At 65.4% G+C, this 12,211-nt stretch carries 15 protein-coding genes; 8 read left to right on the forward strand and 7 right to left on the reverse strand.

From position 1 onward, the window contains the following. Positions 1 to 181 precede the first annotated feature (181 nt). Genes J0L98_RS19385 through J0L98_RS19410 form a run of 6 tightly spaced genes read left to right on the forward strand, consistent with a single transcriptional unit; the run spans position 182 to position 4,026 of the window. Entirely contained in the window at positions 182 to 463 is a 282-nt protein-coding gene (locus J0L98_RS19385; RefSeq protein WP_296413593.1) for a hypothetical protein, read from the forward strand. A 3-nt stretch (positions 464 to 466) separates the two neighbouring features. Beyond that, the gene (locus tag J0L98_RS19390) at positions 467 to 937 is read left to right on the forward strand and encodes a type II secretion system protein (RefSeq protein WP_296413594.1); all 471 of its coding nucleotides are present in this window, start codon (positions 467 to 469) and stop codon (positions 935 to 937) included. A 5-nt stretch (positions 938 to 942) separates the two neighbouring features. After that, positions 943 to 1,326: a type II secretion system protein gene (locus J0L98_RS19395; protein ID WP_296413595.1), complete on the forward strand. Its 384-nt coding sequence runs from the start codon at positions 943 to 945 to the stop codon at positions 1,324 to 1,326. Beyond that, positions 1,323 to 1,823: a type II secretion system protein gene (locus J0L98_RS19400; protein WP_296413596.1), complete on the forward strand. Its 501-nt coding sequence runs from the start codon at positions 1,323 to 1,325 to the stop codon at positions 1,821 to 1,823. Before J0L98_RS19395 ends, J0L98_RS19400 begins: the two co-directional genes overlap by 4 nt. A gap of 5 nt (positions 1,824 to 1,828) precedes the next feature. Next, positions 1,829 to 2,566, forward strand: a complete 738-nt coding sequence (locus J0L98_RS19405) for a LuxR C-terminal-related transcriptional regulator (RefSeq protein ID WP_296413597.1) — start codon at positions 1,829 to 1,831, stop codon at positions 2,564 to 2,566. 53 nt (positions 2,567 to 2,619) lie between these two features. Next, on the forward strand, positions 2,620 to 4,026 hold the full coding sequence (locus tag J0L98_RS19410) for a 3'-5' exonuclease family protein (RefSeq protein ID WP_296413598.1): 1,407 nt from the start codon (positions 2,620 to 2,622) through the stop codon (positions 4,024 to 4,026). A gap of 704 nt (positions 4,027 to 4,730) precedes the next feature. Here J0L98_RS19410 and J0L98_RS19415 read toward each other — a convergent pair. After that, a complete protein-coding gene (locus J0L98_RS19415; protein ID WP_296413599.1) occupies positions 4,731 to 5,267 on the reverse strand; it encodes a cupin domain-containing protein in 537 nt (178 codons plus the stop codon). A gap of 37 nt (positions 5,268 to 5,304) precedes the next feature. After that, on the reverse strand, positions 5,305 to 6,411 hold the full coding sequence (locus J0L98_RS19420; RefSeq protein ID WP_296413600.1) for an alcohol dehydrogenase catalytic domain-containing protein: 1,107 nt from the start codon (positions 6,409 to 6,411) through the stop codon (positions 5,305 to 5,307). 345 nt (positions 6,412 to 6,756) lie between these two features. Here J0L98_RS19420 and J0L98_RS19425 point away from each other — a divergent pair, with 345 nt between their 5' ends. After that, entirely contained in the window at positions 6,757 to 8,199 is a 1,443-nt protein-coding gene (locus tag J0L98_RS19425; RefSeq protein ID WP_296413601.1) for an HDOD domain-containing protein, read from the forward strand. 88 nt (positions 8,200 to 8,287) lie between these two features. Here the strand turns inward: J0L98_RS19425 and J0L98_RS19430 are convergent, their stop codons facing one another. The 4 genes from J0L98_RS19430 to J0L98_RS19445 all read right to left on the reverse strand — a co-directional run bounded on the left by J0L98_RS19430 (position 8,288) and on the right by J0L98_RS19445 (position 10,753). Beyond that, positions 8,288 to 8,797: a hypothetical protein gene (locus J0L98_RS19430; protein ID WP_296413602.1), complete on the reverse strand. Its 510-nt coding sequence runs from the start codon at positions 8,795 to 8,797 to the stop codon at positions 8,288 to 8,290. A gap of 8 nt (positions 8,798 to 8,805) precedes the next feature. Continuing rightward, the gene (locus tag J0L98_RS19435) at positions 8,806 to 9,201 is read right to left on the reverse strand and encodes a VOC family protein (RefSeq protein WP_296413603.1); all 396 of its coding nucleotides are present in this window, start codon (positions 9,199 to 9,201) and stop codon (positions 8,806 to 8,808) included. Between the two features lie 524 nt (positions 9,202 to 9,725). Then, on the reverse strand, positions 9,726 to 10,187 hold the full coding sequence (locus tag J0L98_RS19440; protein ID WP_296413604.1) for a hypothetical protein: 462 nt from the start codon (positions 10,185 to 10,187) through the stop codon (positions 9,726 to 9,728). A 107-nt stretch (positions 10,188 to 10,294) separates the two neighbouring features. Further along, the gene (locus J0L98_RS19445; protein ID WP_296413605.1) at positions 10,295 to 10,753 is read right to left on the reverse strand and encodes a hypothetical protein; all 459 of its coding nucleotides are present in this window, start codon (positions 10,751 to 10,753) and stop codon (positions 10,295 to 10,297) included. Between the two features lie 400 nt (positions 10,754 to 11,153). Between J0L98_RS19445 and J0L98_RS19450 the strand changes: the two genes are divergently transcribed. After that, complete coding sequence (locus J0L98_RS19450; RefSeq protein WP_296413606.1) at positions 11,154 to 11,939, forward strand: response regulator; 786 nt, start codon at positions 11,154 to 11,156, stop codon at positions 11,937 to 11,939. Here J0L98_RS19450 and J0L98_RS21685 read toward each other — a convergent pair whose 3' ends face one another. Then, positions 11,940 to 12,083, reverse strand: a complete 144-nt coding sequence (locus tag J0L98_RS21685) for a DUF4160 domain-containing protein (RefSeq protein WP_365955141.1) — start codon at positions 12,081 to 12,083, stop codon at positions 11,940 to 11,942. Between the last annotated feature and the right edge of the window lie 128 nt (positions 12,084 to 12,211).

Below are 12,211 nucleotides of genomic sequence, written 5' to 3' on the forward strand. Positions count from 1 at the left end.
CTCGCGGGAGAAAATTGAACAGCTTCCTCAGCGTCCCGCTCAGCAGTTTTCGTACCGGCAAGACTAATTTTCTGATCATTCCCATTTCTCCCCGCAGCAACGGCGATTTCCAAACGGCACGGGCCTGCCCGCCCTGGCCCTGGCGGTGCCGGAGCAGGTGCAGGCGGGGGAGACCTTTGCCGTGACGCTCACCCTGGCCGGCCCCGCCACCGAAGGCGGGCCGGTGCTGCTGGCCTACGACAGCACCCTGGTGGAAGCCCTGGACCAGCCCGGGGAGGGGGCTGATGCCCTGGCCCTGCAGCTTCCCGCGGGCACCGCGCCGCGCCTTACGGTGCGTTTCAAGGCTCGTCCCGGGGCGGCGGGTCAGGCCAGCTTCGGGGTGCTGTCGGCCCAGCTGCGTGGCGGCGGGCAGGTGCAGACATTGCCGTCCGGCGAGCCCGTCGGCGTTCGCATTGCGCCCTGAGCCATGGGCACCCGTGGCTTCACCCTGATCGAGATGGTGGTGACGGTGGCGGTCGTGGCCGTGCTGGCGGCCATCGCCGTGCCGGTCGCGCAGGTGACGAGCCAGCGCGCCAGGGAGGGTGAATTGCGCCTGGCCCTGCGGCAGATCCGCGAGGGCATCGACACCTACAAGCGTTACAGCGACGAAGGGCGGATTGCCCGACCTGCCGACGGCAATGGCTACCCGCCCACCCTCCAGGCGCTAGTGGAGGGGGTGCCGGATGCCCGCTCGCCGGGCAGCGTGCGCATCCACGTACTGCGCCGCCTGCCCCGCGACCCCTTCCATGCCGACCCGGCGGCGGACCCCGCGGCCACCTGGGGGCTGCGCAGCTACGCCAGCCCGGCGGACGCACCGGCCCCGGGGGCGGATGTGTTCGACGTGTATTCCCGCGCGCCCGGGGTCGGGCTCAACGGTTTGCCCTACCGGGAATGGTGACCGGCATGCCAATGGCGGTGCGCAGCCGGGGATTCACGCTGGTGGAGCTGCTGGTGGTGATGGCCATTGTCGCCACCCTGTTGTCCATCGCCGCGCCGCGCTACTTCGGGCACCTGGAGCGGGCACGGGAGGCCGCGCTGGTGCAGACCCTGGCCGTCACCCGGGACGCCATCGACAAGTTCTACGGCGACACCGGGCGCTACCCCCGGGATCTGGATGAATTGGTGAGCGGGCGCTATCTGCGTGCCCTGCCGGTGGACCCGATCATCGAGCGGCGAGACGCGTGGACCCTCGTCGCCCCGCCCGAAGGCCGCGGTGGCGGAATCCACGATCTGCGCAGCGGCGCCCCCGGCCACACCCGGGACGGCCTGCCGTTCTCGGAGCTATGAGATTCCCATCGCGCCAGGCCGGCGCCACCTACTTGCTGATGCTCTTCGCGGTGGCGGCCCTGGGCCTGGGTCTCGCGGGCTTCGGCACGGTGTGGTCCACGGCCGCCCAGCGGGATCGCGAGGCCGAGCTGCTGTTCATCGGTGGCGAGTTCGCCCGTGCCCTGGCCAGCTACCGGGCCAGCTCGCCAGCCGGTGCGGCGGCCTATCCCCAGCGCCTCGAAGATCTGCTGCTCGATCCGCGTCAGCCCTTTGTGCGGCGGCACCTGCGCCGGCTCTACCGCGACCCGATGACCGGCGAGGCCGACTGGCTGGTGGATCGCCGGGATGGGCAGATCGTGGCCGTGCGCAGCCGCTCCACCCGCCCTGCGCTGCGCCGTACCGGCCTGCCGCCCTGGGTGGCGGTGCAGGGGGAGGCGACCCGTCACACCGACTGGCAGATGCGTCCGGCGGATGAGGGCCTTGCTCCGCCCCCGGCCGCTCAGGTGCCGGGGAGGTAGGCGGGATGGACGTGCCGTCCTTCGACCAGTACGACCTGGAACGCCTCAAGGACACCCTGGAGGGGGCCGTCCGGGTGCGACGGCCCAACGAGTTCTATCTCTGGGTGCAGGGTGCCCTGCAGCGTTTTCTGCCCCATGAGACCCTCGTCTGCCTGCATGGCGGTGCCACTGTGGGGCAGGAAGGGGGCGTGGAGATCTTCTCCCGAGCGGTGCTTTCTCCGGCGCTCGAGGCCGCCCTCCGGGCGCCCGCCGATCAGGCCTGGGTCAGGCTGCGCGGGCTCTGGCAGCAGCGGGGGCGGCGGCCGTGCGCCCATTCCGCGCCGGACACCCCGGCAGCCTGTGCCGGGCTCGGTCTGCCGGCGGGGAGCATGCTGGTCCATGGGGTCGACGAATCGGCGGTTCCGGCCCCGTGTCTGTTCATCTTCCTGGGCATGCCGGGCCTTCCCGGCCCGCGGGAGCATTACCTGGCCGAGCTGCTGCTGCCCCATCTGTACCTGGCCTTCTTCCGCCAGCGGCCGGGGACGCAGCCGGAAGTCATGCCGGCGGGTCTGACCCCGCGCCAGCGCCAGGTGCTGGAGGGCGTGCGCAGCGGCAAGACCAATGCCCAGATCGCCGTCGATCTGCAGCTCAGCCCGCTGACGGTCAAGCATCATGTCCAGCAGGCGCTCCGCAAGCTCTCGGTCAATAATCGGGCCGAAGCGGCCGCGGTCACCTCCGCCCCGGGGTGGGGGGGCAGGCCCTGAACGTTCTCCGTCCGGCCCGGTCGGAGGCAGGCATCGGACAAGGAAGGCAGATCTTGAAACTCAGCAACGGACGCTGGCGGGGCCTCGCCTTCGTCGACATCGAAACCAATGGTGGCGTGGCCACCGTGGATGGCATTACCGAAGTGGGTATCGTGGAGGTGGACGAGGACGGCGTGCGGGAGTGGTCGCAGCTGATCCGGCCCGAGGGGCGCATCCCCGAGTTCATCCAGCGTCTCACCGGCATCAGCAACGAGATGGTGGCCGACGCCCCGCGTTTTGCGGAGGTGGCCGAGGAGATCTACAACCGTCTCGATGGCCGGCTCTTCATTGCCCACAACGCCCGCTTCGACTACGGCTTCCTGCGCAACGCCTTCGAGCGGGTCGGCCTGCCCCTGCGGCCGCCGGTGCTGTGCACCGTCAAGCTGTCCCGGGCGCTCTTTCCGGAGCACCGCCGCCATGGCCTGGATGCCCTCATCGAGCGGCATGGCCTGGTGGTGGGTGATCGTCACCGGGCCTTGGCCGATGCGCAGCTGGTGTGGCAGTTCTGGCAGCTGATCCACCGCCAGCTCGACAGCGAACTGATCGACACCACCATCGCCCGCCTGCTGGGCCGCCCCGCACTGCCACCCCACCTGGATCCGTCCATCATCGACGAGCTGCCCGAGACCCCCGGGGTGTACCTGTTCTTCGGCGAGAACGATCTGCCCCTCTACGTGGGCAAGAGCAAGGACATCCGCACCCGGGTGCTGTCCCACTTCAGCGCCGACCACAGCAGCGCCAAGGAGATGAGCCTGTCCCAGCAACTGCGCCGCATCGAGTGGATCCAGACCGCCGGCGAGGTGGGCGCCCTGTTGCTTGAGGCGAAGCTGGTCAAGGAACGCCAGCCCATCCACAACCGGCGCCTGCGCCGCAGCAGCGGCCTGTGCGCCTGGCAACTGGTGGCAGACGGGGAGGGCGGCTGGCGGCCGGTGCTGGTGCGCGGACCCGACCTGGACCCGGGGCGCCAGGACAATCTATTCGGCTTTTTCACCAGCCAGACCGCTGCCACCAAGGCCCTGCGCACCCTGGCCGACGAACACGCCCTGTGCCAGGCCTGCCTCGGCCTGGAAAAGGTGCGTAGCGGCCAGCCCTGCTTCGGCTACCAGATCAAGCGCTGCAAGGGCGCCTGCATCGGCGCCGAGTCCCGCGGCCTGCATGGCGCCCGCCTGATGATGGCGCTGCAGAAGCTGCGCGTGGAGCGCTGGCCCTACGCCGGCCCGGTCGGGCTGCGCGAGGGCGAGGCCCTGCATGTGATCGACAACTGGTGCTGGCTCGGCACGGCGCGAAGCGAGGAAGAGGTGCACGCCCTGCTCGAATCGGGCCGCCCGGCCTTTGACCTGGATGTGTGGAAGATCCTGACGAAGGCCCTGGCCAAGGGGCGGGTGGTGAAGCTGGGAGCCGCGGGGGCGGTGGGCGGGTGATGCGCGATGGCCGCCTGGGGCCTTGCGGCGGCGGAAGAGCGCTTCAAGCTAATTTCCTCCGTTTGACGCGTCGTCTGACGGTCGATACGGTCTCTCCTGCAGGGGCGACTTCAGTCGCCCATCCGCGCGTTAGTCTCCGCCACACCCTTGATCGACGTCCGCGGGCGACTGAAGTCGCCCCTACAGTCCCCACACCCCAGCCGCCCTCAGCGCGTCCCATAAACCCCTTCAGCTTCACCCATCGGGTGATACGGCCAGTGGAGGGCAAACCCGCGTCAGCATCGGATTTGCGTCTGGCTCGGGGAGGATAACAAGCTAATTTCCTCCGTTTGACGCGTCGTCTGACGGTCGATACGGTCTCTCCTGTAGGGGCGACTCGTAGGGGCGACTTCAGTCGCCCATCCGCGCGTTAATCTCCGGCACACCCTTGATCGACGTCCGCGGGCGACTGAAGTCGCCCCTACAGTCCCCACACCCCAGCCGCCCTCAGCGCGTCCCGTAAACCCCTTCAGCTTCACCCATCGGGTGATACGGCCAATGGAGGGCAAACCCGCGTCAGCATTGGATTCGCGTCTGGCTCGGGGAGGATAACCGAGGAAAACAGGTTCAATCGCCGCACATGATGTGGTGATTGAAGCGGGCGCTTCGGGACATGCGTTGCTCCCGGGTATCAGGATGGTTTCCGGGTGGGGCGAGGGGGAGGGTCAGTCCCGTACTGCGCCGATCAGCACGAAGAACATGCGCGCCGGGTGCTCGCCGCGGTTGCGCCAGGCGTGCCGGGTGCCGAGCTGCACAACGACGTCGCCCGCCTTCAGGTGGCGCACGCGGCCGTCGTCGAGATCCAGCCAGATCTCGCCCTCCAGCACCACGCCATAGTCCACCGTGTCCGTGCGGTGGAAGCCCGATCCATCGGGGTCGAAGCTTTCGGCAAGGCCGGGCAGCCGTTGCGCGAACTCCATTCCGGCGGCAGCGGGGTCGAAGTCGGGGGTGCTCATCACGCTGTCGGGGGGGAAGCTCACCATCATGGCGATGGTGCCACCCGGCTGCGGAATGACGGATTCCACCGCCACCACTGGATCGGACGGGCTCGCGGGGATCGCGGGTTGGGGACCGGTACGCCACAGCAGGTTGGCGACGAAACCGGGGTGGTGGTCAAAGGCGCCGTGCTCCAATGGCGTTTGCAGGGCAAAGTCGGCGCGACCTTCGGCGTCGTGGCCGGTGACGATTCTCGTGGCTTGCATCAGGGTCTCCTCGTTGGGGTAGGGCGTGACGGGGCGGTCAGGCGTGGGTGATATGAAAGTTGGTAAAGCCGTTGGCTTGGGATTCCACCGCCGCGAGCGCTTCATTAAGTTGTTCCAGCGGATAGGCGCGGGGCTCCAGCAGGCCCAGGTCCACCAGGCCGGCGCCGATCATGCCCACCAGCTCTTCTCCCTCCGTCGGGGTGAACCACAGGGAGCCGATGTATTGCAGTTGTGCGCACATGAAGGGATGCGGATCAATCGGAATGGGTCCGGCCACGCCGCCGATCTGCACGATGCGTCCGCCGCGGGCCACCGCGCCCATGGCATCCACCGACAGCTCGGCGGGTGCCTTCGCCCCCAGGGTGTCCAGCATGGCGTCCACCCCGTCGGGCAGATGCCGGCGCGCCTGCCCGGCGATCCCGCCTTCGCCCAGCAGCACCGGTACCACGCGCCGGGGATCGAGCGCGACCAGGCGTTCCAGCGCCGTGCGATCCCGGGCCACGACCAGCACCCGGGCGGCGCCGAAAGCCAGCGCAAGCAGCGTCGCGCCCACCCCCAGGGTGCCGGTGGCGCCGAGGATCAACAGGCTCTGGCCGGGCCGCAGGGCCGACTTGCGGATCGCCGAGTAGGCGGTGCCCAGGTAGCCGAGGCGGGCCGCCTGGGCTGAACTCAGCGTGTCGGGCAGACGCACCAGGTTGGCCGCGGGTGCGGTCAGGTATTCACCGTAGCCCGCATGGGGGTAGCGCTCGAAGATGGCCTGGGAGCCGGGGCCGAAGCCGAAGTAGCCCATGAAGGTATAGCTGTTGCAGCGCGTGGGCTCGCCCTGCCGGCAGTAGCGGCACTCGCCGCAGCCGATGCCCGGGTTCACATACACCCGGTCGCCCGGCTTCCAGGCGGTGACGCCGTCGCCCACCGCCGTCACCGTGCCTGCGCTGTCGAGGCCGAAGGTGGCCGGCAGTGCGGGCAGCGGCAGGAAGGGATACCAGTTTGGAAAGTGCGTGACCACGTTGCGCAGGTTGGGAATCAGCCCGCAGGCCTCGACCTTCACCAGCACCTCCTGCCTGCCCGGTGTGGGGATGGGAATCTGATCGATGGCGAAGCTGCCACCAATCTCGTGCAAGCGTGCCGCCCGCATCATGTTCATGTTGTTTCCTCCTCGGGTGGTGTGGGGCCTGGCCGCACAAGGGTGGCGGGCCGGCCGGGGAGGGCACAGGCCTGGCCGCATCTGCGGCAGCCACCCCGAAAGGCGAGGGCATCCCCGAGGCCTATGCTCGCCTTTCCGCGACCCGCCCGCGCTCCGCGGGCTGACGGGCTTATCCCGGAGGTGCACGGAACACGCGGGGCGGATGGGGGGGGGCCGCATGGGCGGATGACGAGCATGGGTGAAATGGGGTCATGGGTGTCGGGAGATCGTCGCCCGCCCTCCCTGCTGCGCCGACTGCCGTTCAAGCCGCGACCTTCCCGGCCGATATCGAACAGAGGAGACAACATGAATTCCATCAGTCCTGGCCCTTCTGATCTGAGCGAATGGATCGCCCGCATCCGCGGGTGCGACATGCCGGTATTTGCACGCACCGTTGATGCCCTGCGGAGGATCATCGGTGACGAACGCGCGTCGGCGTCGGCATTGGCGCAGGTCATCCTGAAAGACGCCTCCATGACCACCAAGGTGCTGCGGCTTGCCAATAGCGCCTACTTCAATCAGGCCCAACAGGGCGTCAGCACGGTGTCCCGAGCCATCGTCGTCCTGGGTTTCGATCCCGTGGCCCAGCTGGCCCTGTCCGTGGCACTCATCGATGCGCTGCTGGGCGGCAGCGTGCGCAGCCGTGTCAATCTGGAGATGGCACGCAGTTTTCATGCAGCGGTACAGGCCCGATGGGTGATTCAGCGGCGAGGCGAACAGCAGGGGGAACAGGTGTTCATCGCCGCGCTGTTGTCCCGGGTGGGCGAGATGGCTTTCTGGTGCTTCGGTGGCGAGCACGCGCAAGCCCTTGAACGGTGCATGAAGCAGGGCGAGATGCGCGAAGAAGAGGCCCAGCAAGTGGTGCTGGGGTTCTCCCTGCGCCATCTTTCAGCCGGGCTGGTGCGGGAGTGGAGACTGGGCTCCCTGGCGGCAGCGGCGATTGAGGGCGATGCGCGAAGCCATGGGCCGGAGTGGGCGGTGGTCATCGGCAACCGGTTGGCGCGCGCGTCCGAGGACGGGTGGGATTCCATCGGCGCGCGCCGGGCGATCCGCGAAGCCGCGGACTATGTCGGTCTGCCGCCGTCCGTGGTGAGCGCGGAGGTCATCGCCAACGCCGGAGAGGCGGCGCGCGTCGCCGCATTCTTCGGGGCGCCGGAAGTAGGGCGGGTGATACCCAGCGCGGATGTGTCCGTCGTCGCGCCGGAACCCGAGGCGCTGGCCATCCCGTCCGCGCCCGACGCGGCGCTGCAGTTGCGCATCCTGCAGGATCTGGCGGCCATGAGCCTTGAACGGGCGGCCATTGCCGACATCCTTCAACTCGCTGCCGAAGGCCTGGTTCGGGGTGTTGGTTGCGAGCGGGTGGTGGTGGCGCTCCTGACGCGTGATCGCATGCATCTGCGCGGCAAGTTCGGGCTCGGCAGTGGTGGTGAAGCCCTTTGCGCGCAATTCAGTTTTTCGATGGATGGTGACCCCGAGGATGTCATCGACGACGCCGTGGATAGTGGCACGGCAAGCTGGATCGACCCTGCCCGCGTGGAGCGTGGCGGCACCGAAAGGTTGTGCGCCGTCACCGGCTGCGATTCCGGCTTCATCGTGCCCTTTGGCTTGGCCTCACGGCAGATCGGCGTCTTCTATGCCGACTGTAACGGCCGTGGGCTCGACGAGGCGAGCTGGCGTGCCGTCCGGCACTTCGCCCTTCAGGCCAGCCTCGCGGTGGCCTTGTGCGAAGGCGGTGGGGTGCCGGGCTGATTGGAGAGAGGCCGTCCGTTCGATCCATCGTGAGCGTTCAGGCGTCAGGGAAAAGCAGGTAAGCAGGAAACGAAAACCGGCCACGCTCTTAGCGCGCGGCCGCCGATCCCGAGCCCCATACTTCGAGACTGGCGTGGATCGGTTGCTTCGACAGTACCGACCGCTTGATGTCAGCGGCCTTGGAATGGCTGACGAACTTCGCCTGAAGCTTTTTGCCAACGGGAAGTTCCCGGCCCCGCCGACCGAGCACCTCAAACGCGCTGCCAATGATTTGCGCTTCGGTAAGGTCGTAGATTTCGAAGTGAAGCCCGCTACTGCTGGATGAGAAGAGCACGCGACGCTTGTTCGAGCACTCAACCCGTGTGCTGCAAAGTCCCGCATTGACGAAGACCTGCAAAAGTTCAGTCGTGACCGAGTGACCGAGTTCGTCATGGCTTCGATCTTCACCCGCCTGCGCCGCATGGAGCGCAAGGGCAAGGGCAATTGCGATGGATCGCCGGACGAGACTGGCTTGTCGTAGTGGGTGCATTGGGTAGGTGGTGGCTGTGCGGCCTTGCGTTTGAGTTCTGTTGCCGCCGGAGGCGATCCGATGGCGCAACTCTCCACTTATGGGGTGTAGGGTTCTTCAACAGTGCGTTGTGATATCCACCAGATGTTTCCGTGTTTGTCCCGGACGCCGCCTTGCCTGTCTCCATAGGGCATGTCGCCGACCTCCATTTCCAGGCTCGCACCGCATTCGAGTGCGCGCTTCATGGCGGCATGGGCATCCGACACGTAGAGGTAGAAGGCAGCGGCCATCGCGGGGTAGCGCTCTGTGGCTTCGCTAACCATCACTGTCGATGTTCCGAGTTTCACCTGAACATTCTGGATGCACCCGTCACCGCGCAGGGTGCGGCAAGTCTCCTCGCCTCCGAGGCCGTGGACTAGAAACGATACGAAGGATTCGGCGTCTTTGACGAAGTAGTACGGCGTAACAGTGTTGAATCCGGGTGGCATATACATTGATCCTGATTTCCTCCGTTTGACGCGTTGTCTGACCGTCGATACGGTCTCTCCTGTAGGGGCGACTTCAGTCGCCCACCGACGCATCGATCACAGGCATGCCCTTGATCGACGTCCGCGGGCGACTGAAGAGGGTGTCGCAAAACTCGTCGCCAACCAGGCATTCACGATGGACTCGGCACCAAACGCGGTTCAGTCACCCGAAAACGCCATGTTTTTGCGAGCTAAATGCAGTTTTTGATCTCATAACGCGAGTGTCTCGGCTGTGCAAAATGGTTTTACAACACCCTCTGAAGTCGCCCCTACAGTCCCTCCAGCCGCCCTCAGCGCGCTCCATAAACCCCTTCAGCTTCACCCATCGAGTGATCCGGCCAGTGGAGGGCGAACCCGCGTCAGCATTGGGTTTACGCCTGGTTCGGGGAGGACAACCGAGGAAAGGAGGTTGATTCTCTCCGAGGTGCTGGATGGCTCTTTTGGTAATGCCCAACGTCCGGCGACCGAAGTGCGCGAGGTTGAGTGCTGGGCTACCCCTGACTTTCCTTTGCCAGAGACTTGAGGAGTTTCTTGCTCCGTGCCTTCATGGCCGGAGTGCCGATAATGGAAAGCTCTTCGATGTGTTGCTTGATCTCGGGCAGTAAACGATGACTACGGAGCGCAATATCAGCCAGGGCTTGCATGGACATGGTTTTCACAATGCTACTGCGGTCGTTGGTGTAACCAAGCAGCAAGTTTACAACGGTGACTTCTTCGGCCTCTGTCAGGGGCAAGCGCGCCAGCATCGGAGCGACATGCCAGCGAACTTCCTGTTGTTCAAGCTTCGAGAGGCGATTCAATATCGCTTCCTTGAAAGGAAGCAGAAGCTCAGGGCGGTTGGCCGTTACTTTCTCGATAGCATCAGCACAACGCATGCGCAGGGTGGGATCGGCGGTTTCAAGTCCCTGAAACAGCACGCCAATCAACTCAGGACATTCGAGAACGGCGAGCACTGCACGATTAGATTCCCCCACTGAGCGTCGGTCACCACCAGAGAGAGACTGTAAGAGCGGATGCATGGGGAATGCCCGGCGTTTGAGTTAGGCCGCACGTGAGTTGCTCAGTCGTACTTCGCAACTTCGTAGAGGTGTGTCGGCGTGTCCGCGGAGCAACCGACCTTGCACACATAGATCGCCGCCAAGGTCCCGTCGCCAAGACGTGCTTTGTTTGCGATTGCACGGTACTCCTTTCCCTGCGGCGTCTGGTCACTGAAGCTGGCCTGGCGCTCCGGCGATCCAAACAGCTCGTAGATCAAGGTTGGTGCAGTTCCCTTTGTGGTCGTACAGACGAAGGACTTCCGGACTTCCTTTACTCGTTCGCTCCAGCACAAAGCGAGCTTGGTACCGCTGGCACCGTAGATGAAATTCTGCCTGGACCAGGCCTGCGGGTCACTCGTCAGGCGGAGCTTGAGGAGTAGACCGCCGGGCAGATTGCCGTAGAACTCTGTGTCTTCCGCGCCGAGCGCATGGCAAAGAGCAGTAGCGGCGAGCAGAGACAGGGCGAAGACGGAGCGATACATGGGCGGAGGATGTGGTTTGTGCAGCCTAAGCCTTGTCGAGCTGAACCGCCGGGCAAGGGGTATCGCCGGGGATTCTACGCCCGGGAAATGCACGGCGGATAGATCAGGTCGAGGCGCATTGAATCGCGCCTGATGGCTGCAGAATGCGTCCGCTCCTTTCGCTGGCACCCTTCAATCAAGTACGACCGGGCTGATGCTGCGGCAATTCTCGTGGCCTTCCCCTCAGGGCTGGGGCCCATTTGATCCGGCTCAAGTTTGCCGAACGCTGCGAGGGGACAATGTGGGCATTGTCGATGGGTGATTGCAGGAAACATCCGAAACCAGTTCTGTTCCGGCCGATTTTGGCGTATTGGTGCATCGGGTCTGTGGGGTTGTCGTCCACGAGGAGAGATTTACCGGCATGTCAATCCGTTTGAAAGGATGTTCGTTTATCGTTGCCGATGCCAATTCGCAGATACGGTCGATATTGGCGACGATGGTGGCCGGCGAGGGTGCGCGCGTGCTGGCCAGCTTGCGTACGCCAACGGAAGCGTTGGCGACCGTCGGGCGCCTTCAGCCCGATATCGCGATATTCGATCTGCACCTTATTGAGCCGTCGATACCCGACGCCCTTCGTACCGTGATCGCCGACAACCCCGAGACCGCCGTCGTGGTGATGGGCCTGGATGATCAAAGGGGGACGGCAAGGCTGGCGATGGATTGCGGTGCGCTCGGCTATATACGCAAGCCATTGAACGAGGCAAACATACTGACGGCGCTCCTCCAGGTGAAGGCCATCATGGCGTTCCGAAAGAGCCGGCAGGCAGTGCCCAAGAGTGAGGGGCCGCAACACCGTGCGGTTATCGTCGACTGTGATGTGCTGGCGCGGGGCCTGTTGCGCGTCATCCTCGAAGATAACGGTTTCGAGGTAGTGGCCGAGGTGGCTTCGGGATTCGAAGGGCTCATGGCCGTCGAACGTCACAAGGCCGATTTCGTCTGCCTGGCCGTCGATCTGCCGGAGATCGACGGTCTGAATACCGTCGCCTGCCTGCGCGCGGTGCATCCTGATCTGCCAGTGCTCATGGTGACAGCTCATGCAGACCGGGAAACGGTCAGTGCCGCCATCAGGGGCGGCGTTCACGATTACGTCATCAAGCCCTTTGAGGCGGAGCGGGTGATTGCCGCCGTCAGGAAGGCCTTGGCCTGATCATCTGTCCGAAAAGTCGCGGAGGACGACCTCCGCGGCTGCCGTCAGTTCTTGCGGTGACAGGCCGGTATGTCCTGCCAATGTCACCCCTGGTTCCAGCCAGAACTTCGCCTCTCCGCCCGGGTGTGCGACGTGAACATGCATGCGTTATTTGTCAAGGAAGATGTCACGGCCTTCAAATAGCGGTCGCCGTCTTTGTTGGCCTATCGGGCGCCGGATTGAGCCAGACGACGCCGGGTCTGGACCAATCCCTCGTCGGGCCTCGCCAACGC

This window comes from Zoogloea sp. (genome assembly GCF_017302315.1).
In the GTDB taxonomy this organism is placed as follows: Bacteria; Pseudomonadota; Gammaproteobacteria; order Burkholderiales; family Rhodocyclaceae; genus Zoogloea.